The sequence below is a fragment of the Nocardia amikacinitolerans genome (assembly GCF_900215415.1).
GTDB lineage: Bacteria > Actinomycetota > Actinomycetes > Mycobacteriales > Mycobacteriaceae > Nocardia > Nocardia amikacinitolerans.
In genome coordinates, this window is the sequence record NZ_OBEG01000001.1 from 629,621 (window position 1) to 653,977 (window position 24,357).

Annotated in this window: 20 protein-coding genes and 1 pseudogene; 3 read left to right on the forward strand and 18 right to left on the reverse strand. The window is 68.7% G+C overall.

Annotated features, from left to right (window positions below):
• Positions 1 to 32: 32 nt before the first annotated feature.
• The 4 genes from CRP45_RS02950 to CRP45_RS02965 all read right to left on the reverse strand — a co-directional run bounded on the left by CRP45_RS02950 (position 33) and on the right by CRP45_RS02965 (position 3,432).
• A complete protein-coding gene (locus CRP45_RS02950; protein WP_097243665.1) occupies positions 33 to 1,226 on the reverse strand; it encodes an MFS transporter in 1,194 nt (397 codons plus the stop codon).
• A gap of 60 nt (positions 1,227 to 1,286) precedes the next feature.
• Positions 1,287 to 1,766: an RrF2 family transcriptional regulator gene (locus CRP45_RS02955; protein ID WP_097243666.1), complete on the reverse strand. Its 480-nt coding sequence runs from the start codon at positions 1,764 to 1,766 to the stop codon at positions 1,287 to 1,289.
• Positions 1,767 to 1,829: 63 nt separating this feature from the next.
• Complete coding sequence (gene aat, locus CRP45_RS02960) at positions 1,830 to 2,567, reverse strand: leucyl/phenylalanyl-tRNA--protein transferase (protein WP_245909845.1); 738 nt, start codon at positions 2,565 to 2,567, stop codon at positions 1,830 to 1,832.
• Between the two features lie 118 nt (positions 2,568 to 2,685).
• The gene (locus CRP45_RS02965) at positions 2,686 to 3,432 is read right to left on the reverse strand and encodes an NADPH-dependent F420 reductase (protein ID WP_245909847.1); all 747 of its coding nucleotides are present in this window, start codon (positions 3,430 to 3,432) and stop codon (positions 2,686 to 2,688) included.
• 151 nt (positions 3,433 to 3,583) lie between these two features.
• Between CRP45_RS02965 and CRP45_RS02970 the strand changes: the two genes are divergently transcribed.
• On the forward strand, positions 3,584 to 4,432 hold the full coding sequence (locus CRP45_RS02970) for a helix-turn-helix domain-containing protein (protein ID WP_097243667.1): 849 nt from the start codon (positions 3,584 to 3,586) through the stop codon (positions 4,430 to 4,432).
• Between the two features lie 82 nt (positions 4,433 to 4,514).
• On the opposite strand, the gene CRP45_RS02975 is transcribed toward CRP45_RS02970, so the two are convergent.
• Positions 4,515 to 5,429, reverse strand: a complete 915-nt coding sequence (locus CRP45_RS02975) for an RNA polymerase sigma-70 factor (protein WP_097243668.1) — start codon at positions 5,427 to 5,429, stop codon at positions 4,515 to 4,517.
• Positions 5,430 to 5,612: 183 nt separating this feature from the next.
• On the opposite strand from CRP45_RS02975, the gene CRP45_RS02980 reads away from it, so the two are divergent.
• Together CRP45_RS02980 and CRP45_RS02990 are read left to right on the forward strand one after the other, a co-directional pair.
• A complete protein-coding gene (locus CRP45_RS02980) occupies positions 5,613 to 6,968 on the forward strand; it encodes a serine hydrolase domain-containing protein (RefSeq protein ID WP_097243669.1) in 1,356 nt (451 codons plus the stop codon).
• Positions 6,969 to 7,347: 379 nt separating this feature from the next.
• Complete coding sequence (locus CRP45_RS02990; RefSeq protein ID WP_218841067.1) at positions 7,348 to 9,000, forward strand: hypothetical protein; 1,653 nt, start codon at positions 7,348 to 7,350, stop codon at positions 8,998 to 9,000.
• A gap of 59 nt (positions 9,001 to 9,059) precedes the next feature.
• On the opposite strand, the gene nuoN is transcribed toward CRP45_RS02990, so the two are convergent.
• The 13 genes and pseudogenes from nuoN to CRP45_RS03050 all read right to left on the reverse strand — a co-directional run bounded on the left by nuoN (position 9,060) and on the right by CRP45_RS03050 (position 24,325).
• A complete protein-coding gene (gene nuoN, locus CRP45_RS02995) occupies positions 9,060 to 10,601 on the reverse strand; it encodes an NADH-quinone oxidoreductase subunit NuoN (protein ID WP_245909993.1) in 1,542 nt (513 codons plus the stop codon).
• Positions 10,602 to 10,669: 68 nt separating this feature from the next.
• Complete coding sequence (locus CRP45_RS03000) at positions 10,670 to 12,292, reverse strand: NADH-quinone oxidoreductase subunit M (protein WP_097243670.1); 1,623 nt, start codon at positions 12,290 to 12,292, stop codon at positions 10,670 to 10,672.
• Complete coding sequence (nuoL, locus tag CRP45_RS03005; protein WP_097243671.1) at positions 12,289 to 14,175, reverse strand: NADH-quinone oxidoreductase subunit L; 1,887 nt, start codon at positions 14,173 to 14,175, stop codon at positions 12,289 to 12,291. The genes CRP45_RS03000 and nuoL overlap by 4 nt, the downstream gene beginning before the upstream one ends.
• Before the next feature lies 1 nt (position 14,176).
• Positions 14,177 to 14,476 (reverse strand): NADH-quinone oxidoreductase subunit NuoK, encoded by a 300-nt coding sequence (gene nuoK, locus CRP45_RS03010; protein WP_036536861.1) that lies wholly within the window; start codon positions 14,474 to 14,476, stop codon positions 14,177 to 14,179.
• Positions 14,473 to 15,294, reverse strand: coding sequence for an NADH-quinone oxidoreductase subunit J (locus tag CRP45_RS03015; RefSeq protein WP_097243672.1), 822 nt, complete (start codon positions 15,292 to 15,294; stop codon positions 14,473 to 14,475). The genes nuoK and CRP45_RS03015 overlap by 4 nt, the downstream gene beginning before the upstream one ends.
• Positions 15,295 to 15,302: 8 nt before the next feature.
• Positions 15,303 to 15,881 carry an NADH-quinone oxidoreductase subunit NuoI gene (gene nuoI / locus CRP45_RS34400; protein ID WP_281256174.1) on the reverse strand — a complete coding sequence of 193 codons (579 nt, stop codon included), beginning with the start codon at positions 15,879 to 15,881 and terminating at the stop codon, positions 15,303 to 15,305.
• Between the two features lie 12 nt (positions 15,882 to 15,893).
• Positions 15,894 to 17,114 (reverse strand): annotated as a pseudogene (gene nuoH / locus CRP45_RS03020) (NADH-quinone oxidoreductase subunit NuoH); the annotation flags it as partial.
• The gene (locus CRP45_RS03025; RefSeq protein ID WP_097243674.1) at positions 17,107 to 19,590 is read right to left on the reverse strand and encodes an NADH-quinone oxidoreductase subunit G; all 2,484 of its coding nucleotides are present in this window, start codon (positions 19,588 to 19,590) and stop codon (positions 17,107 to 17,109) included. The pseudogene nuoH and the gene CRP45_RS03025, both read right to left, overlap by 8 nt.
• On the reverse strand, positions 19,587 to 20,912 hold the full coding sequence (nuoF, locus tag CRP45_RS03030) for an NADH-quinone oxidoreductase subunit NuoF (protein WP_097243675.1): 1,326 nt from the start codon (positions 20,910 to 20,912) through the stop codon (positions 19,587 to 19,589). Before nuoF ends, CRP45_RS03025 begins: the two co-directional genes overlap by 4 nt.
• Positions 20,909 to 21,619: an NADH-quinone oxidoreductase subunit NuoE gene (nuoE, locus tag CRP45_RS03035; RefSeq protein ID WP_097243676.1), complete on the reverse strand. Its 711-nt coding sequence runs from the start codon at positions 21,617 to 21,619 to the stop codon at positions 20,909 to 20,911. The genes nuoF and nuoE overlap by 4 nt, the downstream gene beginning before the upstream one ends.
• The gene (locus tag CRP45_RS03040) at positions 21,616 to 22,995 is read right to left on the reverse strand and encodes an NADH-quinone oxidoreductase subunit D (protein ID WP_097243677.1); all 1,380 of its coding nucleotides are present in this window, start codon (positions 22,993 to 22,995) and stop codon (positions 21,616 to 21,618) included. The genes nuoE and CRP45_RS03040 overlap by 4 nt, the downstream gene beginning before the upstream one ends.
• Positions 22,995 to 23,774 carry an NADH-quinone oxidoreductase subunit C gene (locus tag CRP45_RS03045; RefSeq protein ID WP_179830737.1) on the reverse strand — a complete coding sequence of 260 codons (780 nt, stop codon included), beginning with the start codon at positions 23,772 to 23,774 and terminating at the stop codon, positions 22,995 to 22,997. The genes CRP45_RS03040 and CRP45_RS03045 overlap by 1 nt, the downstream gene beginning before the upstream one ends.
• Positions 23,771 to 24,325: a NuoB/complex I 20 kDa subunit family protein gene (locus CRP45_RS03050; protein WP_067778086.1), complete on the reverse strand. Its 555-nt coding sequence runs from the start codon at positions 24,323 to 24,325 to the stop codon at positions 23,771 to 23,773. The genes CRP45_RS03045 and CRP45_RS03050 overlap by 4 nt, the downstream gene beginning before the upstream one ends.
• Between the last annotated feature and the right edge of the window lie 32 nt (positions 24,326 to 24,357).

A 24,357-nucleotide genomic window follows, 5' to 3' on the forward strand; every position in this document is an offset into this window, starting at 1 on the left:
GTGCTCCGGGGTGCGATCGCCGAACTCGACACCTACACAGGTCGGGTCGCTGTCGCGGTGAGCCGAAGGTAGACAAGGGCGCTCGCGGCCAGGACGGTGCCGGTGGCGAACATGGTGGTCGCGCCGTGATCGGTGGTGAGGCCACCGAGCAGGGTGCCGACTCCGATGCCGAGGTAGATGCCGGAGGCGTTGAGCGCCACCACGAGTCCGGACTCCTGCGGGGCAGCGTCGATGAGCCGATGCTGCTGGGCAGGGGTCTGGCACCAACTGGCCGCACCCCACGCCATCGCGAGCGCCCCCACCAGCATCGGCGCGCGCGTGCCGGTGGCCGCGAGGACGCCCATGCCGCCCAAGGCTGTGGCCATGGTCGAGTAACCGGCGGTGAGCACGCGCGTCGAGCCCCAGCGGTCGGTGGCGTAGCCGGACACCAGATTGCCCGCGACCGCGCCGATTCCGTAGAGGCACAGCATCCACGCGATGCTCGAAGCGCCGATACCCAGTGCGCCGAGCGCGGGCACCGCGTAGGCGTAGGCGACGTAGGCCGCGGCCATGCCCAGCACGGTCAGCGGTAGGACCTTCGCGACGGTTCGGTCGCGCAACACCGACAATCGCGTGGTCAGCGGCACGCCAGGACTGCCGGGCACGAACGGCACCCATGCCGCCACCCCCGCCGCCGCCAGCAGGCACAGCGCGGCGACACCGGCCAAGGCCGTGCGCCAGCCCAGCCACTGCCCGAGCGCGTTCCCCAAGGGGACGCCGAGCGCGGTCGCGACGGTCAGTCCGCCCACGACCACCGCCAGCGCCCGCGCTCGCGTGTCGGGACGCACTAGTGCCGCGGCCACCGCGCCCGCGGTCGGTGTGAACGCCGCCGCGCCGGCAGCGGCCAGGACCCGGGTCAGCAGCAGGATCGAAAAGGTCGGCGCGAGAGCCGATCCGAGGTTGGCGACAGCGAGCACCAGCAAGGCGGTGACCAACAACCCCCGCCGCGGCGCCCGCGCGGTGACCGTGGCCAGCACCGGCGAGCCCAGCGCGTATCCGGCGGCGAAGACCGTCACCGCCGAACCGGCCGCCGCGGTGGACACCTCCAGATCGGCGGCCAGGTCCGGGAGGAATCCGGCCAGAACGAACGCGTCGGTGCCGACGGCGAAGGTGCCCAACGCCAGAATCAGCGTGCGGCGCAACCCATTCGACCGGGTCTCGCGAGATATAATCAGGATATCTGACATCCCGAATTCCTTTCGAAAGAAGCCCGGCCGGTGGCCGGGCAGGTGTTCCTCGGGTGTGCTTCAGGCGGTCAGCTGCTCATAGAACCGCCGCGCCCGTCTGGGCGCGTTCGGCGGGGCATCGGCGATCAGATCCGCGATGGTCTGACTCGTCAGCTCGCGCCGCCACGCCAGCTCGGCGCGGCGCATCGCGGTAGCGATCCCGCACGGTTCGGCGAATTCGGACTTGGCCGCGGTCTCGCCGGCTCCGCGCCGACGGATCTCGGTGCAGCGGAACGCGCCCGTGCGGCCTTCGACCGCGGCGACGACGTCCATCAACGTGATGCGCTCTGGCGTCTTCGCCAGCCGGTATCCGCCGCGCGCGCCAGGAGCGGACTCGAGGATCCCTTCCCGCACCAGCGGTTGCAGCCGCTTCTTCAGATACTCCGGCGGCAACTCGAACATCTCCGCGAGCCGAGAGGTGGCGATCGGCGCATGGTCGTCGAGCCAGGCCAGCACCATGCAACAGTGCAATCCCCACTCCACCCCTTCACCCATCATCATGAATAGGGATGGTACATGTCCCGAATTTCCCGACGAAATCTTCGCGGCATCTACGGTGATCGTTCACGTCGGTAGGTGGTTGGGGGAGTTGGGGACCGGGATGTCGAACTGCCAGGGGCCGGGGAGGCCCGGGCGGGCGGCGGCCTGGGTGTGTAGGTGCAGATAGTCCGCACGGGGGACGTCGATGGCGCCGAGGGAGGTGAGGTGACGGGAGGTGACTTGGCAGTCGATCAGGGCGAAATCCCAGGCGGCCAGTTGGGCACAGAGCCAATACAGCGCGACCTTGGAGGTGTCACGGGCGCGGGAGAACATGGACTCCCCAGCGAAGGAGCGGCCGCACGCGACGCCGTAGAGGCCGCCGACAAGGTCGCCGTCGCGCCATACCTCGACCGAGTGCGCATGACCGAGGTGGTGCAGTCGCAGGTAGGCTGCCAGCATGTCCGAGCCGATCCAGGTTCCGGCCTCTTTGCCACGCGGTTCGGCGCATTTCGACATCACCTCGGCGAAGGCGCGATCCATGGTCACCCCGTAATCGGCGTTGGCGACAGATCGGCGATGGGACCTGGTCACCCGCAGGTTGGTCGGCACCAGAATGCTCCGCGGGTCCGGACAGTACCAGTGGATAACTTCGCCCGGGTTGTACCAGGGAAAGATGCCCGCGGCATAGGCGACCAACAGCCGTTCTGGCGACAGATCCCCGCCGAAAGCGACCAGTCCGGACGGATCCGCGAACTCGACAGGTGGGAAAGGCTGGTCTGGATCGACCAGATACATCCGCATCAGGTCGCTGGCGTCGGTCACCGGACAGACATTACCGACCTCAGCGACCAACCTCAGGCTGCGACGACAGGACCAACCGTCGCACGGGATCCCGGACGTAGACTGGCCGGTTTCCGCCCGACGGTGGAGCGGTCGACGGTTAGTCGGCGCTGGGGAACCTGGCCTCGCCCGGCTTTTGGCGGTCCGCGTTCTCGATGAGTTCGGAGATACGTGCTGCGGGGACGGGGACGCCGGGGGTTTGCAGGGTCCAGCGGAAGAATTCGTCGAGGTTCATGGCGGGGCGGGCGCCGAGGTAGGGCTCGATGTAGACCGGGGTGTTGGGTTCGCTGCGCCAACTGGTGGCGAGGGGGCCGATGTCCACGGCGTCGTAGCCGAGCATGTCCAGCAACCGGGTGGCCTCGGATTTGGCCTCGGCGTGGTCACCTGCGATGGGTAGGGCGCTGCGGTCCGGGGCGTTCGCGGGGCGGGCGAGGGAGAGCAGCTGGTGCGGGGTGATGTTGTTGAATACCTTGACCACCAGTGCTTCCGGGAGGTGGCGTTGCAGGAGGGCGCTGGAAGTCAGTGTGCCCGTGTCGAGTTCGGTCAGGTGGCCGTCGCGCTCGGGGTAGTAGTTGGCGGTGTCCAGCACCGTTTTGCCCGACAGCGCGTCGGCGGGGAGCTGCGCGAAGGCGGTGAGCGGGATCGCGGCGACCACCAGGTCCGCGGCGCGCGCCGCTTCTGCCGGGGTGGCCGCTCGGGCGCGGCCGCCGAGTTCGGCGACCAGGTCGGCGAGGGTCTCGGGGCCTCGCGAATTACTCAGGACAACCTCGAGCCCCGCCGAAACGGCAAGGCGGGCAACGGAAGACCCGATCATTCCGCTGCCGATCAATCCGAGTGTGTGCGGCACAGATTTCTCCGTTCGTTCGTGTGGATGCCGGAACCGGCGAGCGCAGGGACGCGCGTCCATCAGCATGGAACCGCCGCGATCACCGAACCAGGCCAGTACTTTGCATACTCACGGCGTGATCACCCACCGCGCTCGGGCGTAGCGTTGTCACGTGGACGACCGGACAGAGCTGAGCGAGTTCCTCAAGTCGCGCCGCGCGCGCCTGCGCCCGGAAGACGTCAGACTGCGCGACTACGGGGGAGTGCGCCGAGTCGCCGGTCTGCGGCGTGAGGAGTTGGCGCGCGTCGCGGGCGTCAGCATCGCGCACTACACGCGCCTGGAACAGGGCAGAAGCGAGAGTGTCTCGAACGAGGCATTGAATGCGATCGGCGCGGCACTGCGCTTGGACACCGACGAATTGGCCTACCTGCACCGGATCGCACGGCGCCCCACGCCGTGTGCGCAGGACACCCCCTCGCCGGACGCGCTCGCCGGCTTGCGCTACCTGTTGAAGTCGTTCGTGATGACACCGGCGCTGCTGATCGGCAAGCACACCCAGATCGTCGGCTGGAACGAGCTCGCCGTTGCGGTCTTCGGCGACTTTCCCGCACTGCCCGAAGACCGCCGCACGCTATCGCACCTGCTGTTCACCGAGCCCTACCTGCGCGACCTGCACCGCGCCGAGTGGGCGCGGGCGGCACGCGAGCACGTGGCGCACCTGCGCGTGCTGCTCGGACGGTATCGCGGCGACCGCGAACTCGCGGCACACATCGACCGAATGCGTGATCTCAGTACCGATTTCGCGCGCATGTGGGCGGAACACCAGGTCGCACGGTTTCGGTCCGGGATATACGTGCTGGACCATCCGATCGCGGGTGAACTCACGCTGCACCGCGAACTGGTCTCACTACCCGACGCGCCGTCGTGCTGCGGCCTGGACCTGTTCGCCGCCGAACCGGGCTCCCCGTCCGAGCGGGCGCTGCGGAGGCTCGGAGACCGACTACCGGTGGCCGCCGACTAGAGCAATCCGCCGAACCGTCGCAGCAGGACGAGAGTGTCGACCACGCCTCAGCTCTCGATGAAGCGGACGAACCCCGAGCGACTCAACGACTCACCACGTTCTCGCGCTCCACATGCGACAGCTTCTCGGGATTGCGCACGACGTACAGCCCGGTGACCAACCCGTCGTCGATCCGCATCGCGACGACGCTGTCGAGCTCGTCGTCGAACCGGACGATCAGCGCGGGCCAGCCGTTGACCTGCACCTGCTCGACCGACACCTCGGCGTCGAGCCGACCGAAGCCGACGCCGAGCAAACGAGCGACCCGGTGCGCCCCGACGACGGGCCGCTGTACGGCTTGAACGACGCCACCACCGTCACCCAGGAGCACGACGTCCGGCGCGAGAATGTCGACCAGACTCTGCAGATCGCCCGTTTCGATCGCCCGCTGAAACGCCTCGAGCGCACCGCGGGTCTCGGCAGGCGAAACGACACCGCGCGGCCGACGCGCGGCGACGTGCTCCCGCGCGCGGTGGGCGATCTGGCGAACCGCGGCCTGGCTCTTGTCGACGGCTGCGGCGATCTCGTCGTACCCCACGTCGAACACCTCGCGCAGCACGAACACCGCACGCTCGGTCGGCGTGAGCGTCTCCAGTACCAACAGCATCGCCATCGACACGCTGTCGGCCAACTCCACGTCTTCGGCCACATCCGGCGCGGTCAGCAGCGGCTCGGGCAGCCACGGACCCACGTAGGACTCCTTGCGGCGGCCGAGCGTACGCAACCGGATCAGCGCCTGACGGGTGGTGATCCGAACCAGATACGCACGCCGATCCCGCACTTCGTCGAGATCGACGCCGACCCACCGCAGCCAGGTCTCCTGCAGGACGTCCTCGGCGTCGGCGGCCGAGCCGAGCATCTCGTAGGCGACGGTGAAGAGCAGGTTGCGGTGCGCGACGAACGCCGCCGTGGCGGCGTCGGGTCCGCCGTCCTCGGTTTCCGGCAACGTGCTGGCCATGGGTGGCTCCTGTCTCTTCGCTCTCGACTATGTCACCCACCAGATGCCGGTCCCCACCGTTTTGTGACACCCCGGCGGTAATGACCTGCGTCACCCCGCAGGGCGATCAGTGCGCTGTCAGTGCGTTGTCAGCGGCGGTCGGCATCGTCATGGGCGTTCCACGAACACGAAAGGAAACGCCCGATGTCCGATGTCACCCTGTCCGAATTCGTCGAAGCAGCCGCCATGAAGTACGGCATTCCCGGTCTCGCAGTCGGCGTGCTGGTCGACGGCCGCGAAGTCTTCGCCTGCCACGGCGTCACCAGCCTGGACGACCCGCAGCCGGTCGACAGCGACACGCTGTTCCAGCACAGCTCGATCACCAAGACCTTCACCGCGACGGCGCTGATGCGACTGGTCGCGGAAGGGCGCGTCGAACTGGATGCTCCGGTGCGCGAGTACGTCCCCGAGCTCGCACTCGCCGACGAGGACGCAGCCAACACGATCACGGTGGCGAACCTGCTCAACCACACCGCGGGACTGGACTGGAACCTCGCCGTCGACACCGGCGACGGCGCGGACGCGCTGGCCGAATTCGTCGCCCGCCTCCCGGAACTCGGCCTGATCGCCGCGCCCGGCGAGCGAGCCTCCTACAGTCAGGCCGGATACAACCTGGCCGGGCGGATCGTGGAGAAGGTCACCGGGCAGTCGTTCGAGCAGGCCGTCGCCGAGCTCGTCTTCGCGCCGATCGGCCTGTCGCACAGCTTCTTCGCCGAGCACGAGATCACCGCCCGCCGGTTCGCCGAAGGACACAACGCCGAGGCGGACGGTTCGCTGACGGTCGCGCGCCAATGGCGGCCCTCGCGCGCCAACAACCCGGGCGGCGGCCTCGCATCCTCGGCGGCCGACCAATTACGCTGGGCCCGTTTCCATCTCGGCGACGGCGGCGCGGTATTGCCCGCCGAGAGTCTGCTCGCGATGCGTCGTCCGACCGTCGCGCTGCGGGCGAGCTCGTTCGGCGACGCCATCGGCATCGGCTGGTTCCTGCGCGACATCGACGGTGTGCGGGCCATCGGGCACGGCGGGTCCGGCAACGGACAGTTCGCCGAACTGCTCATCGTCCCCGAACGCGACTTCGCGATCGTCGTGATGTCCAACGCCGGGCCCGAGGGCATCGCCTGCAACCAGGCGATCGTCCGCTGGGCGCTCGAGCACTACCTGAACGTCATCGACCGCGACGCCGAACCGCTGCCCTACGACGCGACACGCGCCGCGGAACTGACGGGCACCTACGACATCGACGCGATGACACTCGTCATCGCCGCCGACGCGACCGGCCTCAGCCTCGCGGTCGGCATCAAGCCGGAGATCCGAGCGGCCTCGGATCAGGAGATGCCGCCGGACTACCCGGCCGCCGCCATCGGTCTGCTGCCAGGCGACGAATACATCGTCACCGACGGCGGCCTGCGCGGACAGCTCGGCTACTTCTCCCGCGACGAGCACGGCCGGATCGTCGGCGTCGACCTCGCTGGCCGACTGTTCCGGCGCGTCGCCGCATGAGATCGGCCGCGGTGGGCGCGGCGCCTACAGCGCCCACCGCGGGAGGCGCCGCGCCCACCTCGCCTACGGCGCAACCAAAGCCGCCGGCCAGTCGCTGGCGGTGTCGTTGGCGCCGCACGGCATCGCCGTCGCGTCGGTCGCCCCGGATTCGTCGCCACCGAGGGGGTGGCCGACCGCGTCACCGCGGAGGTCGAGGCCCAGAGCCCGTTCGGTGGAAGTGATCTTGTGGCAGCGCGCGCCGTGTTAGCGTCGCGAAGCCGAAGCATCTTGTTCAGTTCGTGTGGTTCCGCTGATCGCCGTCGGCGCTGTTCCGCCCGACGGCTCCGTTCGTCAGCTCGACATCGAACGCAGTACCCGTCGCGAGAACAGGAGCACTGCTGTGAGCAAGCATCGATCTTCCCTCGGTATCGCGGTCCTGGCCGCGGCACTAGCCTGCGCGGTACCCGGCTGCGGCGACGACACGTCGAACTCGTCCGCCCCAAGCCCGGCCGTCAGCAGCACGGGGCACGGCCCGGCGAAGAACCCGTACCTGGCGGCCGAGAAATACGCCGTGACGCACCTGGACTCCGGCCAGTCCGACAGCTTCGCCGATCCCGTGCCGCGCGGCACGTTCCGTGTCGACCCGCAACAGATGCCGCGGGTGGCCACCGGCCCGGTCAACATCATCACGCTGGCCTCGCCGTCGGAGAAGTACATGTGGATCTCGTCGAGCGCCGGCGTGCGATACGTGGACGTCTCGGATCGCGGGTTCCGCGAGGTCGCTGCCATGGACGCGCCCGGCGTGCAACCCATCCCGCCGCAGGCGCTCGACGAGGTGCTCGGCCAGACGTTCACCGACACCGCCCAGATCCAGAACGCCATCCGCGACTACTGGGGCGGGGCGACCTGGCAGCGCATCGCCAACGGCGTCTACGGCTTGGTGGACAAGGACAATCGCGTCTACTACACCACCCAGAACTCCGAACTCGTCATCTTCGGCCTGAACAACAACGACAAGCCAGAAGAGGGCATCCGGGTCGTCAAGAGTTTCGACTTCAAACCGCTGCTCGGCGCGGGCGGCACCTCGCTCGGCATCCCAGAGAACATCGTCGGCGTCAACATGACCTACGACGGCCACCTCATCGTCGTCTCCTCGCGCGGTCTGATCGCCATCGACCGCGAACTGTCGGGACAACCGCAGCAGATCCGCTTCGGCGACGACGAGACCATCTCCAACTCGATCGCCGTCGACGAGAAGGGCGGCATCTACGTCGCCTCCGACAAGATCATGCGCAAGGTCGCGTGGACCGGATCCAAGCTGTCCACCGAGGAAGCCGACGGCGCCTGGTCCGCGCCCTACGATTTCGGCCGCCAGCCACCCGCGGTGAAGTTCGGCATCGGCACCGGATCGACGCCGACGCTCATGGGCTTCGGCGAGGACTCCGACGAACTCGTCGTGATCACCGACGGCGCCGACCACATGAAGCTGGTCGCCTTCTGGCGCAACGAGATCCCCGAGGGCTTCCAGCCCAAGGCCGGCGCCGAGTCCAATCGCATCGCCGACCAGATCGAGGTGACGGCGGGCCTTCCCGAGCCGAAGCCCGAGTTCATCCAGAGCGAGCAGTCCGTGGTCGTGCACGACTACGGCGCGTTCGTCGTGCAGAACATCGGCGCGGGCGGCGACCCGGACCGGTTGGTCGACGTGCTCGCCAACGGTCCGGTCGAGGAACCGCCGCACGGCATGCAACGCTTCGAATGGGATCCGACCGCGGACAAGTGGACCTCGGCGTGGGAGCGCGGTGACGTGGTGTCCACCTCGATGGTGCCCGCGGTGTCGACCGAGGCCGGGATCGTGTTCGTCAACGGCTACAGCAAGGCCGACGGTTGGGAGGTCACCGGCCTGGACTGGGAGACCGGAGAGACCGTGCACCGCACCATCTTCGGGCAGTCGAACTACGGCAACGGCGCGTACGCGATCATCGAGGCGTTCCCCAATGGCGACCTGCTGTTCAACAGCGTCGGCGGCCCGTTCCGGGCGAAACTCGACAAGTAGCGCGAAAAGCGATGGCCCCGACCGAGTTCCGGTCGGGGCCAGCGCGTGTGCTCGCGAGCCTAGCGCACGAAGGTCGACGCGCGTTCGGCCAGGTCCAGCAGCGGCTGCGGGAACACACCGAGCACCAGGGTCGCCACGGCGGTCAGCAAGACGATCGCCTGGGTGAGCGCGGGCGTGACCACCACCGGGGCATCCGTCGGGGGATCGGTGAAGAACATCAACACGATCACGCGGACGTAGAAGAACGCCGCGACGGCGCTCGAGATGACGCCGACGATGACGAGCGTGACGGCGTCACCGGAAGCGGCCGCCTCGAACACCGCGAACTTGCTGACGAACCCACTGGTCAGCGGCAGACCGGCGAAGGAGAGCAGCAGCAGCGCGAAAACCGCGGCGAGCCAAGGGGAGCGGCGGCCGAGTCCGGCCCACTGCGCCAGCGCGGTCGCCTCGTCACCGTCGGGCTCGCGGACCAGGCTCACCACCGCGAACGCACCGAGTGTGCCAAGCCCGTAGGCGACCAGATAGAACAGCACCGCCGCGACGCCCGCGTCGTTGGCGGCGACCAAACCGGTGAGGATGAAGCCCGCGTGCGCCACCGACGAATACGCCAGCATCCGCTTCACGTCGGTCTGGGTCACCGCGAGTACCGCGCCGACCACCATCGTCGCGATCGCGACCGCGGCGAGCACCGGCCGCCAGTCGTCTCGCAGACCCGGCACCGCTACTTGCAGGATGCGCAACATGGCGCCGACCGCGGCGATCTTGGTGGCGGCCGCCATGAACGCGGTGATCGGGGTCGGCGCGCCCTGGTACACGTCGGGGACCCAGGATTGGAACGGCACCGCGCCGATCTTGAACAACAGCCCGACCGCCAGCATCGCCACGCCGAGCAGCGCCAGCATCGCGTCGGACGGCTGCGCGGCGATGGCGTCGGCGATCCCGGCCAGCCGCACCGTGCCCGCCTGCCCGTACAGCAGCGCGACGCCGTACAGGAAGAACGCCGACGAGAACGCCCCGAGCAGGAAGTATTTCAGCGCCGCCTCCTGGGAGAGCAGTCGCTTGCGCCGCGCCAGCCCGCACAGCAGATACAGCGGCAGCGACAGCACTTCCAGCGCGACGAACATGGTCAGCAGATCGTTCGACGCGGGGAAGAGCAGCAGGCCGCCGATCGCGAGCAGCGTCAGCGGGAAGACCTCGGTGGTCGCGATGCCCGCGCGGATCGCGGCCTGTTCGTCCGCGCTGCCCGGAACCGCCGATGCCTGCGGGGTGAACGCGTCCGCGCCGCGACCGACGGTCGCCGCGGCCAGGCTCCAGGTGCCAGGCCCGGAACGCGCCCGCGGTTGCGCGCCGCGTTCGGCGATGAACAGCACGCCGAGGATCGACACCACCAGGATGGTGCCCTGCAGGAACAGTGTCACCCCGTCGATCGCGACGGCCCCTGCCACCGCGGTGGTTTCGGTGCCTGCCAGCCGGACGACGGCCGCCAACGCCGCCGCGAGACCGATCAGGCTGAGCCACAGGTGGGTGCCGTAGCGGTATCGCCGCGCGACGAACGCCTCGACCAGGACCGTGGCCACCGCGACGCCGAACACGATGAGCATCGGTGCGAGCGCCCCGTATTCGATGCTCGGCGCGGGCACGGACGCGGCGAGCGGGATCGAGTGCGTGCTCACTTGTGCCCTCCTTCCTGGAGGTTCGTCGCGCCCGCCGTAGGCGCGGGAACCGTCGGCTCGGGATCGTGGCGGCCGATGGTGGTGAGTGTCTGGCCGACCGCGGGATCGATGAAGTCCAGTACCGGTTTCGGATAGAGGCCGAGGAACAGCAGGGCCGCGATGAGTGGTGCGACGACGAGCAGTTCGCGGGGCACCAGATCGTGGAGGTTCTCGTTGCCCTTCTTCACCGGACCGGTCATCATCCGCTGGTACATCCACAGCACATAGACCGCGGCGAGCACCAGCGCACTGGTCGCGACGATCGCGGCCACCTGGTAGCGGCTGAAAGTACCGATCAACACCAGGAATTCGCTGACGAACGGCGCGAGGCCCGGTAGCGACAGCGTCGCGAGTCCCGCGATGAGGAACGTCCCGGCCAGCACCGGCGCCACCTTCTGCACGCCGCCGTACTCGGCGATGACCCGGGTGCCGCGCCGCGAGACCAGGAACCCGGCGATCAAGAACAGCGCGGCGGTGGAGATGCCGTGATTGATCATGTAGAGCGTCGCCCCGGTCTGCGCCTGACTTGTCATGGCGAAGATGCCGAGGATGATGAAGCCGAAGTGCGAGATCGAGGTGTAGGCGATCAGTCGCATCACGTCGGTCTGGCCGATCGCCAGCAGCGCTCCGTAGACGATGCCGACCACCGCGAGCGTGATCACCAGCGGCGCATAGGTTCCCGACGCGTCGGGGAACAGCAGCAGGCAGTAGCGCAGCATGCCGAAGGTGCCCACCTTGTCGACCACCGCCATCATCAGCACGGCGCTGGACGGTGTCGCGGCGACCGCGGCGTCGGGCAGCCAGGTGTGCAGCGGCCACAGCGGCGCCTTCACGGCGAAGGCGAACATGAACCCGAGGAACAGGGCGTTGAGCACCGCCGGACCCGCGCCGAGCTGACCGGCGTTGGCTGCGGCGACCACGGTACGGAAATCGAAGGTGCCCGCACCGTCCGCGCCGATGCCCTCGCGCGCTGTCACCACGTACAGACCGATGACTGCGGCCAGCATGATCAGTCCGCCGAACAGGTTGTACAGCAGGAACTTCACCGCCGCCCGAGAGCGCTGCTGGCGCAGCTGCACATCCGCCGTCTTCGGCCCGAAGCCGCCGATGAGGAAGTACATCGGGATGAGCATGGCCTCGAAGAAGACGTAGAACAGCAGGATGTCCAGCGCAAGGAAGGAGACGAGCACCATCGCCTCGACGAGCAGGATCAGCGCCATATAGGTGTGCGCCACCCGCCTGCCGGAGCCTGCCGCGCGATCGTCGTGCCAGCCCGCCAGGATCAGCAGCGGCACCAGCGCGGTGGTGAGCAGCACGAGCACCAGCGCGATGCCGTCCAGGCCGAGGGTGTATCCGGCGCCGAAAGCGGGGATCCACTCGTGGGATTCGATGAACTGGTACTGCTCGCCGCCGGGCTCGAATCGCGTGGCGAGCACGACGGCGAGCACCAGCGCGGCCACCGAAAAGATCAGCGCCACACTGCGTGCCAGCACCCGGCGCGCGGCGGGCAACGCAAGCACGACGACCGCGCCGGCGACCGGAAGCAGCCAGAGGGTGGTCAACCAGGGGTAGGTAGTCACCAGATCCTCACCGCCAGCAGGGCGGCGGCCACCAGGGCCGCGCCGGTGAACATGGACAGGGCGTAGGACCGCACGAATCCGGACTGGACCCGGCGGACGCGGGCCGAGAGCCCGCCGATCAGCGCGGCCGTACCGTTGACGATCCCGTCGATGCCGCGGTTGTCGACGAACACCAGCGACCGGGTGAGGTGCTGGCCGGGGCGCATCAACACGCCCTCGTTGACCGCGTCGCCGTAGAGATCCTTGCGGGCGGCGACGGTGAGCGCCGAGACCTCCTGCGGCGCCGTTTCCGGGATGTCACGCTGCGCGTACTGGCTGTAGGCGACGGTGACGCCGACGGAGACCACGGCCAGCGCGAGTGCGGTGACCACACCCGCGGGCACGACCTCCTCGCCGTGGTGCGCGCCGACCACCGGTTCCAGCCAGTTCACCAGCGCGTTGCCGAGCACGAACACCAGGCCGGAGGCGAGCGAGCCGATGGCAAGCAGGATCATCGGGCCGGTCATCACCGCGGGCGCCTCGTGCGGATGCGTGTCGGGCTTCCAGCGTGGCGAGCCGAAGAACGTCATCAGCATCACCCGCGTCATGTAGAACGCGGTGAGACCCGCGCCGAGCAGGGTGACCGTGCCCAGCGCGTAGCCCGCCGCGCCGCCTTGGTTGAAGGCCACCTCGATGATCTTGTCCTTGGAGAAGAACCCGGCGAAGGGCGGCACCCCGATGATCGCGAGGTAGCCGAGCCCGAAGGTGACGTAGGTGATCGGCAGAAGCTTGCGCAGTCCGCCGTAGCGGCGCATGTCGACCTCGTCGTCCATCGCGTGCATCACCGAGCCCGCCCCGAGGAACAGGCCCGCCTTGAAGAAGCCATGGGTGAGCAGGTGCATGATCGCGAAGGCGTAGCCAGCGGGGCCGAGGCCCGCCGCGAGCACCATGTACCCGATCTGGCTCATGGTGGACGCGGCCAGCGCCTTCTTGATGTCGTCCTTGGCGCAGCCGACGATCGCGCCGAACAGCAGGGTCACCGCACCGACCAGCACCACGGCCAGTTGGGCGTTCGGCGCGAGGTCGAAGATCACGTTGGACCGCGCGATCAGGTAGACGCCCGCGGTCACCATGGTGGCGGCGTGGATGAGCGCCGACACCGGCGTCGGGCCCTCCATCGCGTCACCGAGCCAGGATTGCAGCGGCACCTGCGCGGACTTGCCGCACGCGGCGAGCAACAGCAGCAGGCCGATCGCGGTGAGCGTGCCCTCGCTCGCGCCAGGTGCGGCGGCGAACACCTCGCCGAATCCGATGGAGCCGAAGGTCGCGAACATCATCATCATGGCCAGCGCCAGACCCATGTCGCCGACCCGGTTGACCACGAACGCCTTCTTGGCGGCCGTTGCGGCGGAAGGCTTTCCGTACCAGAAGCCGATCAGCAGGTAGGAAGCGAGACCGACGCCCTCCCAACCGAGGTAGAGCACCAGGTAGTTGTTCGCCAGCACGAGCAGCAGCATGGCCGCGAGGAACAGGTTGAGGTAGGCGAAGAACCGCCGCCGATCCGGATCGTGGCTCATGTACCCGATCGAGTACAGGTGGATCAGCGAGCCGACACCGGTGATCAGCAGCGCGAAACACATGGACAGCTGGTCGATTTGGAGACCGAAGTCCACGTGCAAGCCGCTCACCGGCGCCCAGCTGAACAGGTCGGCGTGCACCGCCCGCTCGGCGCCGTCGCGTCCGAGCATGACGACGAAAGCCCACACGGCCACGCCGAAGGAGGCAAGCGCGGCAAGGCAACCGAGCAGATGACCCCACTTGTCGGCGGCACGCCCGAGCAGCAGCAGTACGACGGCCCCGGCCAGCGGAAGCGCGGGCAGCAGCGTCAGGATCGCGGTATCCACGTCAGAACTTCAGCAGGTTGGCGTCGTCGACCGAGGTCGAGCGGCGGGCGCGGAAGATGGTCATGATGATGGCGAGACCGACGACCACCTCGGCCGCGGCGACCACCATCGTGAAGAACGCGAACACCTGGCCGTCCAGGTTCGCGTGCATCCTCGCGAAGGTGACGAACGCCAGGTTCACCGCGTTGAGCATCAGCTCGATGCACATGAACACCACGATCGCGTTGCGCCGCAACAGCACTCCGGCCGCGCCGATCGTGAACAGCAGGGCGGACAGGAACAGATAGTTCTCGGGGTTCACCGGGTGCCTTCCTCGTCGGCGGGTTCGTGGCCGTTGGTCTTCGCGTCACCGTCGCCGGAGCCGACCGAGATGACGGCCGCCTCGGTCAGCGCCCTGGTGCGGCGGTGCCGCAGGATCGTGCTGACCGACAGCTCCTCGAACGAGCCGTCCGGCAGCCTCGCGGGAATGTCCACCGCGTTGTGCCTGGCGTAGACGCCGGGCGTGGGCAGCGGGGTGGCGCGGCTCTTGCCGTCGCGGAACCGCCTGCGCGACATTTCGCGCTGATCCATCCGCGGGCCGAAGTGTTCGCGGTGCGCGAGCACCATCGCGCCGATGGTGGCGGTGATGAGCAGCGCGCCGGTGAGTTCGAAGGCCCACACGTACCGGACGAAGATCAGCTCGGCGAGTTCGCCGATCACGTCGCGACCGGCGAAACCGGTGGCGGGGAAGCGGATTCCGGAGTCGCGGACGCCGGTGGCGATACCGCTGACGAACAGGAAGCCGAAACCGAGTCCCACCGCGGCGGCGGCGAAGCGCTGGCCGCGCAGGGTCTCCTTCAAAGATTCCGCGGAGTCGACGCCCACCAGCATGAGCACGAACAGGAACAGCATCATCACCGCGCCGGTGTAGACCACGATCTGCACCACGCCGAGGAACAGCGCGTCCTGGGCGATGTAGAACACCGCCAGCGTGATCATGGTGGCTGCAAGGCAGATCGCGGAATGCACGGCCTTGGCCGCGAACACCATGCCGAGCGCGCCGAGGACGGCGAGCGGGGCCAGAATCCAGAACTGCACGGCCTCGCCGGTGGATGTGCGGGTCAGTGGCTCGGCGGCCATCAGTAGCGTCACCGTTTCACTCCTTCCGCGCCTGCTGTCGCGGGCTGCTTCTCGTCGGATTCGGCGTCCGCGCCGGGGACGGTGCCGCGGTAGTAGTCGCCCTCGGTCGTCCCGGGGTACATGGCGTGCGGCGGAGCGGTCATGCCCGGTTCCAGCGGTGCGAGCAGCCGGTCCTTCTCGTAGATGAGGTCGGCGCGGTTGTCGTCGGCGAGTTCGTACTCGTTGGTCATGGTGAGCGCTCGCGTCGGGCAAGCCTCGATGCACAGGCCGCAGCCGATGCAGCGCAGGTAGTTGATCTGGTAGACGCGGCCGTAGCGTTCGCCGGGGGAGAAGCGTTCGTCCTCGGTGTTGTCCGCGCCTTCCACGTAGATCGCGTCGGCGGGGCAGGCCCAGGCGCACAGTTCGCAGCCGATGCACTTCTCCAGGCCGTCGGGATGACGGTTGAGCTGGTGGCGACCGTGATAGCGGGGCGCGGTCGGCACCTTGTGCTCGGGGTAGAACTCGGTGTTCGGCTTCTTGAACATGGTGAGCGCGGTGACCGCGAAACCGGAAAGCGGTTCCAGCGGATGACCTTTCGTCGCGTCCACGTGGCGGACGTCGGCGGGCAGTGGCGGTGTCGGGAAGCCGAGGAAGACGCCGCCCGGCGCGTGCTCGTCGGCCGCGGGTTCGTCGACCAGCGGCGGGGCGCCCGGTCGGCGTCCGGCGCGCACGAACATCCCGATCATCAGCGCCGTGATCAGTACGCCCGCGACGATCATGGCGGCGGTCGCCCAGGCGAAGCCCTCGTTGTCGAGCACGCGGGCCGCGGCGACGAGCATGACCCACAGCAGCGACACCGGGATGAGCAGCTTCCAGCCCAGGTTCATGAACTGGTCGTAGCGCAGCCGCGGCAGCGTGCCGCGCAGCCAGATGAACACGAACAGGAACGTCCACACTTTGGCGGTGAACCACAGCAGGCCCCACCAGCCGGTGTTCGCGCCCGACCACATGTTGATCGGCCACGGCGCGTGCCAGCCGCCGAGGAACAGCGTGGTCGCCAGCGCCGAAACCGTTGCCATGTTGACGTATTCGGCGAGCATGAACATGGCGAACTTCAGCGAGGAGTACTCGGTGTGGAAGCCGCCGACCAGTTCGCCCTCGGCCTCAGGAAGGTCGAACGGCGCCCGGTTGGTCTCACCGACCATCGACACGCAGTAGATCAGGAACGAGGGCAACAGCAGGAAGACGTACCAGGTGCCGTCCTGGGCGGCGACGATTCCGGAGGTCGCCATCGTGCCCGCGTGCAGGAACACCGCGGCGAAGCACAGCGCCATCGCGATCTCGTAGGAGATGACCTGCGCCGTCGACCGCAGGCCGCCGAGCAGCGGATAGGTCGAGCCGGAGGCCCAGCCCGCCAGCACGATGCCGTACACGCCGATCGAGGTGATCGCGAGGATGTACAGCACGCCCACGGGCATATCGGTCAGCTGCAGCGCGGTGTTGTGGCCGGCGATGGAGACCTCACCGCCGAACGGGATCACCGCGAAGGCCATGAACGCGGGGATGGCCGCGATGATCGGCGCCAGGATGTAGATCGGCTTGTCCACGATGGCGGGGACGATGTCCTCTTTGAGCGCCATCTTCACGCCATCGGCGATGCTCTGCAGCGAGCCCTTGGGGCCCACGCGGTTGGGGCCGACGCGCATCTGCATGCGCGCCACGATCTTTCGTTCCGCGAGCACCGCGATCATCGGGGTGAGCAGCAGGAAGACGAAGATCGCCAGGGATTTGGCGATGACGAGCCACAGCGGGTCGTGGCCGAAGAGGGAGAGATCACTCATGGCGATGTTCCTTCATCCTCTCGTCGGCGTGGCGTACTTGCACGACGCCGCCGGGCTGGGTGGCGAGCTGCTCGGGCACCGAGCTGCCGGGGGAATTCAGCGGCAGCCACACGACCCGGTCGGGCATCTGGGTGATCAGCAGCGGCAGCGTGAGCATGCCGCGCTCGGAGGTGACGGTGACCGGATCGTCGTCGGCCGCGCCGATCTCGGCGGCGGTCGCCGGGGAGAGCCGGACCACCGGCGGACGGGCGATGCCCGCCAGGTTCGGTTCGCCGTCCTGCATGCGGCCCAGGTCGAGCAGCATCCGCCAGCCCGCCAACACCGCCGAGCCCGCACGGGGCTGGGTGATCGGATGCGGCCGGTGCGCGGGCGCGGCGACGGGCTGACCGTCCCACGCGCCGAGCGCGGCGAGTTCGGCGCGCGCCGTCGCGGTGTCGGGGAGGCCGAGGCGCACCCGCATCTCGTCGGCGATGGCTTGCAGCACCCGCTGATCGGAGAGCGGTGCGGCGGTGCGGCGCACGGTGGATTCGCCGAGCGCGGCGTCGAACCGGCGCGGCCTGCCCTCCCAGGTGCGGAAGGTGCCGGACTTCTCCATGGTCGCGGCCACCGGGAAGACGACGTCGGCGCGCTCGGTGACGGCGCTGTGCCGCAGTTCCAGGCTGACGACGAAGCGTGCCGCGTCGATGGCGGTTAGCGCGGCGTTCGGGTCGGGCAGATCGGCGACATCGACACCGCCGACGACCAGCGCGCCGAGGGTCGGCGCGGCGTCGAGGATGGCCGCGGTGTCGCGTCCCGCCGTGACCGGCAGTTCGTCGACGTTCCAGATCTCGCGAACCTGGTGCCTGGCAAGCGGATCCGCCACCGGCCGGCCGCCGGGCAGCAGGCCGGGGAGAGCCCCGGCTTCGACCGCGCCGCGCTCGCCCGCCCGTCGCGGCACCCACGCCAGCGCCGCGCCGGTCTCCTCGGCCAGCCGGACAGCGGCCGAGAGCGCGCCGGGGATGCCCGCCATGCGCTCGCCGACCATGATCACAGCGCCCGGACTGCGCAACAGTCGCGCGGCCGCGGCCAACGTGTCGGATTCCCTACCGTCGGACGGGATCTCGCCCGTGCGAAGCGTCTCCATCAGGTGCGGTTCGGCCCCCGGCATCGCCGGAATCAGAGTGCCCGACATGCGCTCGAGGCCACGGGATGCGTACGGCGCCAGCGAGTAGACGGGCAGGCCGCGCTTGCGAGCGGCCTTGCGCAACCGCAGGTAGACGATCGGCGACTCTTCCTCGGGCTCGAACCCGACGAGCAGCACGATCGGGGCTCGCTCCAGACCGTCGTAGTCGACGGTAACGCCTTGTCCCGCGACACGGGCGGCGAGGAAATCGGCCTCCTCCGCCGAATGCGGACGGATTCGGAAGTCGATGTCGTTGGTGCCGAGCGCGATTCGCGCGAACTTGGAGTAGGCGTAGGCGTCTTCCTCGGTCACCCGTCCGCCGACGAGCACACCGGCGTTGCCGTGCGCGGCGGCCAAACCCTCGGCCGCGGCGGCGAGCGCCTCGGACCAGGACGCCGGATGCAGGGTGCCGTCCCAGCCGCGGACCAGCGGGGTGGTGAGGCGGTCGCGTTCGGTGGCGTAGGCGAACGCCCAGCGTCCCTTGTCGCAGTTCCACTCCTCGTTGACCTGCGGGTCGTCGCCCGCGAGCCTGCGAAGCACCTTGCCGCGGCGGTGATCGGTGCGCTGCGCGCAGCCCGAGGCGCAGTGCTCGCACACGCTGGGGCTGGAGACCAGATCGAAGGGCCGGGCGCGGAATCGGTAGCTGGTTCCGGTGAGCGCGCCGACCGGACAGATCTGCACCGTGTTGCCGGAAAAGTAGGAGTCGAACGGTTCGGCCTGTGCGGTGCCGACCTGTTCGAGCGCGCCGCGGTCCATCAGCTCGATGAACGGGTCGCCCGCCACCTGCTGGGAGAACCGGGTGCAGCGGGCGCACAGCACGCAGCGTTCCCGGTCCAACAGGACGGCCGAGGACAGCGGAATCGGTTTGGGGTAGGTGCGTTTCACGCCGTCGAACCGGGTCTCCGGGCGGCCGGAGGACATGGCCTGGTTCTGCAGCGGGCACTCGCCGCCCTTGTCGCAGACGGGGCAGTCCAGGGGGTGGTTGATGAGCAGCAGCTCCATCACCCCTTCCTGCGCGCGCTCGGCGGCCTGCGAGGTGAGCTGGGTGTGCACGATCATGCCCTCGGCGACGGTCTGGGTGCAGGACGCGACCGGTTTGCGCTGGCCCTCCACCTCCACCAGACATTGGCGGCAGGCGCCGACGGGATCGAGCAGCGGATGGTCGCAGAAGCGCGGGATCTGGATGCCGATCAGTTCCGCGGCGCGGATTACCAGGGTGCCCGCGGGCACGCTGACGGGCGTGCCGTCGATGACGACGGTGACGAGATCGGCGGGCGCGAGCCCGCTGGTATTGGTACTCACAGTCGCTGTCATCGAACCTCTTCTCCTGCCTCGGCCCATGCCGTCGAGCGCGCGGGATCGAACGGGCAGCCGCCCGAGCGCAGATGGTCGATGTACTCCTCGCGGAAGTACTTCAGCGAGGAGAGAATCGGGCTGGCCGCGCCGTCGCCGAGCGCGCAGAACGATTTGCCGTTGATGCTGTCGCTGATGTCGAGCAGCTTGTCCAGATCCGATTCGGTGCCTCGACCCGCCTCGACCCGCTTCAGCAGTTGGACCAGCCAGTAGGTGCCCTCCCGGCACGGGGTGCATTTGCCGCAGGACTCGTGCGCGTAGAACTCGGTCCAGCGCAGCACCGCGCGCACCACGCAGGTGGTGTCGTCGAAGATCTGTAAAGCCTTGGTGCCCAACATGGATCCCGCGCCCATGACGCCCTCGTAGTCGAGCGGCACGTCCAGGTGCTCCTCGGTGAACAGCGGGGTGGACGAGCCGCCCGGCGTCCAGAACTTCACCCGGTGGCCCGCCCGCACGCCGCCCGCGTAGTCGAGCAGCTCCCGCAGCGTGATCCCGAGCGGCGCCTCGTACTGGCCCGGCTTGGCCACATGGCCGGACAGCGAGTAGAGGGTGAAGCCGGGGGACTTCTCGCTGCCCATGGAACGGAACCAGCCGGTGCCGTTGAGGATGATGGGCGGCACGCTGGCGATGGACTCGACGTTGTTGACCACCGTCGGGCAGGCGTAGAGGCCCGCGACGGCGGGGAACGGCGGCCGCAGCCTGGGCTGGCCGCGGCGGCCCTCCAGCGAATCGAGCAGCGCGGTCTCCTCGCCGCAGATGTAGGCGCCCGCGCCCGCGTGCACGATCAGCTCCAAGTCGAAGCCGGAGCCGAGGATGTCGCGGCCGAGGTAGCCCGCTTCGTAGGCCTGCGCGACGGCCGCCTGCAACCTGCGCAGCACGGGCACCACTTCGCCGCGCACGTAGATGAACGCGGTGGCGGCGCGGATGGCATATGCGGCGATGATCACGCCCTCGATCAGCGCGTGCGGCGTGGCCAGCATGAGCGGAATGTCCTTGCAGGTACCGGGTTCCGACTCGTCGGCGTTGACCACCAGGTAGTGGGGTTTCTCCGTGCCGTCGGGTCCCGGACCCTGCGGGATGAAGCTCCATTTCATGCCGGTCGGGAAGCCCGCGCCGCCACGACCGCGCAGTCCGGCGTCCTTGACCGTCTGGATGACCTGATCGGGTTCCATCCGCAGGGCCTTGCGCAGGGCCTGATACCCGTCGTGGCGGCGGTAGGTGTGGATGGTCCAGGACTGCGGATCGTCCCAGTACTTGGTGAGCACCGGCGTCAACGTCGTCATCGGAGGCCCTCCCCGTTCGCCCGCGGCGCCTGCATGTCGTGCTCCTTGGCCACCCGCAGACCCGCGACGGTCGGTTCCCCCGCCGCGCCGTCGAGCGCGCCGGGACGTTCGTCGGGGAAGCCGGCCAGGATTCGCGCGGTCTCCCGGAACGTGCACAGCGGCGCGCCGCGGGTGGGTGTCACCTGCTGCCCGGCGCGCAACGCGTCGACGAGGGCTCGCGCCGATTCCGGCGTCTGGTTGTCGAAGAACTCCCAGTTCACCATCACGACCGGCGCGAAATCGCAGGCGGCGTTGCATTCGATGTGCTCGAGGGTGATCGACCCGTCGGCCGTTGTCTCGCCGTGGCGCAGGCCGAGATGGGTTTCCAGCGCGGCGAGGATCGCGTCGCCGCCCATGACCGCGCAGAGCGTGTTGGTGCACACGCCGACGTGGTAATCGCCGGTGGGCGTGCGCCGGAACATGGAGTAGAAGGTGGCGACGGCGGTCACCTCGGCGCCGGTCAGACCCAGCTGCTCGGCGCAGAATTCGATGCCGGTGCCGGAGACGTGTCCCTCCTCGGCCTGCACCAGGTGCAGCAGCGGCAGCAGCGCCGAACGCGGGTGCGGGTAGCGCGCGATGATCGCCGCCGCGTCGACCTCCAGCCGCTCCCGCACGAAAGGCGGGAACGGTTCGGGCCGGGTGGAGAGCTTGAGCAGGATCTCGGTCATCGGTCGACACCACCCATCACCGGGTCGATGCTGGCGACGGAGGCGATGACGTCGGCGACCATGCCGCCCTCGCACATCGCCGCCACCGCCTGCAGATTCGTGAACGAAGGGTCGCGATAGTGCACGCGGTAGGGCCTGGTGCCGCCGTCGCTGACCATGTGCACGCCGAGTTCGCCGCGCGGCGATTCGACCGCGACGTACACCTGCCCGGCCGGGACCCGAATGCCCTCGGTGACGAGCTTGAAGTGGTGGATGAGGCCCTCCATCGACGTGCCCATGATGCGGCCGATGTGCTTGGGGGAGTTGCCGAGTCCGTCGGGGCCGAGCTGCAGGTCGGCCGGCCAGGCCAATTTCTTGTCCTCGATCATCACCGGTCCGGGCCGCAGCCGGTCCAGGCACTGTTCGACGATCTTGAGCGATTCCTTCATCTCCTCCACTCGGATCAGGTAGCGGCCGTAGCAGTCGCAGCCGGTGGTGGTGGGGACGTCGAATTCGTAGTTCTCGTAACCGCAATAGGGTTGGGCCTTGCGCAGATCCAGCGGCAGGCCGGTGGCGCGCAGCACCGGGCCGGTGATGCCGAGGGCCATGCAACCGGTCAGGTCCAGGTAGCCGATGTCCTGGGTGCGTGCCTTCCAGATCGGGTTCTGGGTGAGCAGATGTTCCATGTCGCGCAGCCGTTTCGGCAGCAGGGCGAGCAGTTCGCGGACCTTGGTGACGCCGTCGTCGGGCAGGTCCTGGACGAGGCCGCCCGGCCGGATGTAGGCGTGGTTCATCCGCAGGCCGGTGATGGTCTCGAAGACGTCGAGGATGAGTTCGCGTTCGCGGAACCCGAACAGCATCGGCGTGAGCGCGCCGAGTTCCATGCCGCCGGTGGCGAGTGCGACCAGGTGCGAGGAGATGCGGTTGAGTTCCATCAGCAGCACCCGGATGACCGTGGCGCGCTCGGGAATCTGTTCGGTGACGTCGAGCAGCCGCTCCACGCCGAGGCAGTACGCCGTCTCGTTGAAGAACGGCGACAGGTAGTCCATCCGGGTCACGAAGGTGACGCCCTGCGTCCAGTTGCGGAACTCGAGATTCTTCTCGATGCCGGTGTGCAGGTAGCCGACGCCGCAGCGGGCCTCGGTGACGGTCTCGCCCTCGATCTCCAGGATGATCCGCAGCACGCCGTGTGTGGACGGGTGCTGCGGGCCCATATTGACGACGATGCGCTCTTCGCCCGCGCCGTCGAGGGTTTCGGTGACGGTGTCCCAGTCCTGACCGGCGACGGTGACAACGGTCGGTTCCGATGGGTTCGCGGTGTGCTCCCGCCGGTGCGCAGCGGGTTCGCGCCCGGAGTCGGTGGTGTCGACGCCGGGCTGGGTATCGATGTCGTTCACTAGCTGTACGCCCTCCGCTCGTCGGGCGGCGGGATGCGCGCGCCCTTGTATTCGACCGGGATCCCGCCGAGCGGGTAGTCCTTCCGCTGCGGGTGGCCACGCCAGTCGTCGGGCATGGCGATGCGGGTCAGCGACGGATGACCGTCGAAGACGATGCCGAAGAAGTCGTAGGTCTCCCGCTCGTGCCAGTCGGTGGTGGGGTACACCGAATACAGCGAGGGGATGTGCGGGTCGGCGTCGGGCGCGGACACCTCGACGCGCAGCCTGCGGCCGTGGGTGACCGACATCAGGTGGTAGACCGCGTGCAGTTCGCGGCCGGTGTCGTGCGGGTAGTGCACGCCGTTGACGCCGAGGCACAGCTCGAAACGCAGTGCGGCGTCGTCGCGCAACGCCTGCGCGACCAGCGGCAGATGTTCCCTGCGCACGTGCAGCGTGAGCTCGCCGCGGAAGACGACGATCTTCTCGATCGCGCTCTCGAACGGTGTGCCGGTGGGCGCCAACGCCGTTCGCAGCGCGTCGACGATCTCGTCGAAGTAGCCGCCGTAGGGGGCTGGCGTACTTCCGGGCAGCGTGACCGGACGGACCAGGCGGCCGTATCCGGAGGTGTCGCCGGTGCCGGAGATGCCGAACATGCCGCGCCGCACGCCGATGACTTCCTCGCCGGCGGGCTCGGGCTCGGCCTGTGGCGGCAGCGTGCCCTCGGGTCCCGCCGTCGCCGCGGCGTCGATTTCGGACTGGGGCGAACTGGTTTCGGTGTTCTCTGGGGAGTCGAAGGTCATCGCAGCAGACCCTCCATCCGGATGGTCGGGGTCGACGCGAGCGCCGCCTGTTCGGCGGCGCGGACCGCCTCCTCGCGGTTGACGCCGAGCGGCATCTCCTGAATCTTGGCGTGCAGTGCCAGAATCGCGTTGAGCAGCATCTCCGGGCGGGGCGGGCAGCCGGGCAGGTAGATGTCGACCGGCACAACGTGGTCGACGCCCTGCACGATGGCGTAGTTGTTGAACATGCCGCCGGAGGAGGCGCAGACGCCCATGGCGAGCACCCATTTCGGTTCGGTCATCTGGTCGTAGACCTGTCGCAGTACCGGCGCCATCTTCTGGCTGACCCGGCCCGCGACGATCATCAGGTCGGCCTGGCGCGGCGAGGCGCGGAACGCCTCCATGCCGAAGCGGGCGATGTCGAATCGTCCTGCGCCGGTGGCCATCATCTCGATGGCGCAGCAGGCGAGACCGAAGGTGGCGGGCCACAACGAGCCCTTGCGCAGATATCCGGCGAAGTCCTCCACCGTGCTCAGCAGAAAGCCGCTGGGCAGTTTTTCCTCGAGACCCATTTCCGACTAACTCTCACTTCCACTGTGCGGGC